The organism is Acetobacterium tundrae (assembly GCF_008086615.1).
Lineage (GTDB): Bacteria > Bacillota > Clostridia > Eubacteriales > Eubacteriaceae > Acetobacterium > Acetobacterium tundrae.
Map to the genome: position 1 here is coordinate 1 of NZ_RXYB01000050.1, position 1,861 is coordinate 1,861.

1 rRNA gene is annotated in these 1,861 nt (G+C 51.3%); it reads right to left on the reverse strand.

Features of this window, described 5'->3' with window-relative positions:
- A 23S ribosomal RNA gene (locus tag FZC40_RS16860) occupies positions 1-1,861 on the reverse strand; the annotation flags it as partial.

Here is a 1,861-nt window from a genome sequence, read left to right on the forward strand (position 1 = left end):
GGTGAGATATCTTATCTTGAAGGGGGCTTCGTGCTTAGATGCCTTCAGCACTTATCCTTTCCAAACTTAGCTACCCAGCTATGCTCCTGGCGGAACAACTGGTGCACCAGTGGTTTGTCCATTCCGGTCCTCTCGTACTAGGAATAGCTCTTCTCAAATATCTAACGCCCACGACGGATAGGGACCGAACTGTCTCACGACGTTCTGAACCCAGCTCGCGTGCCTCTTTAATGGGCGAACAGCCCAACCCTTGGGACCTGCTTCAGCCCCAGGATGAGACGAGCCGACATCGAGGTGCCAAACCTCCCCGTCGATGTGGACTCTTGGGGGAGATAAGCCTGTTATCCCCGAGGTAGCTTTTATCCGTTGAGCGATGGCCCTTCCACTCGGAACCACCGGATCACTAAGCCCGACTTTCGTCTCTGCTCGAGATGTCTCTCTCGCAGTCAATCACCTTTTTGCCTTTGCACTCTAAGAGATGGTTTCCAACCATCCTGAAGGTAACTTTGGGCGCCTCCGATACTTTTTAGGAGGCGACCGCCCCAGTCAAACTGCCCGTCTGACACTGTCCGATGACCGGATTACGGCCACTCGTTAGAATTCCGATAGTACAAGGGTGGTATCCCAAGCTTGGCTCCTTCGAAACTAGCGTCCCAAATTCTCAGCCTCCCACCTATCCTGTACGTCTACTACCAAAACTCAATGCCAGATTGCAGTAAAGCTCTACGGGGTCTTTCCGTCCTGTCGCGGGTAACTCGCATCTTCACGAGTACTACAATTTCACCGGGTGTGTTGTTGAGACAGCGCTCAAATCGTTACGCCTTTCGTGCGGGTCAGAACTTACCTGACAAGGAATTTCGCTACCTTAGGACCGTTATAGTTACGGCCGCCGTTTACTGGGGCTTAAATTCGCACCTTCGCATTGCTGCTAAGCACTCCTCTTAACCTTCCAGCACCGGGCAGGCGTCAGCCCCTATACATCATCTTTCGATTTAGCAGAGACCTGTGTTTTTGCTAAACAGTCGCTTGAGCCTCTTCTCTGCGGCCCCCCTGAGGGGGCACTCCTTCTCCCGAAGTTACGGAGTCATTTTGCCGAGTTCCTTAACAACACTTCTCCCGCTCATCTTAGGATTCTCTCCTCGCCTACCTGTGTCGGTTTACGGTACGGGCACCTTCTCTCTCAATAGAAGCTTTTCTTGACAGCGTGAAATCAGCGACTTCCCTACTTATTTTTCGTTCCCCGTCACGCCTCAGCCTTATGAATCGGGGGATTTGCCTCCCAATTCAGCCTTGACGCTTGGCCCAGCTTTTCCAACCGCTGGGTTCGCTTATCCTTCTGTGTCACTCCATCTCTCAAACAATTAAAGGTGGTACAGGAATTTCAACCTGTTGTCCATCGCCTACGCTTCTCGCCTCGGCTTAGGCCCCGACTTACCCTGAGCGGACGAACCTTCCTCAGGAAACCTTGGGCTTTCGATGGTGAAGATTCTCACTTCACTTTCGCTACTCATGCCAACATTCTCTCTTGTCTTGTGTCCACTGAACCTTACAGTTCGGCTTCGCCCTCAAGACATTGCTCCCCTACCATTACAGTAAGTAATCCATCGCTTCGGTGCCAGATTTGAGCCCCGTTCATTTTCGGCGCACCACCACTCGACCAGTGAGCTATTACGCACTCTTTAAATGTATGGCTGCTTCTAAGCCAACATCCTGGTTGTTTCTGCAGTTGCACATCCTTTCCCACTTAATCTGGACTTTGGGACCTTAGCGGATGGTCTGGGCTGTTTCCCTTTTGACTATGAGACTTATCTCACACAGTCTGACTGCCGTATATAAGTGTATGGCATTCGGAGTTTGATAA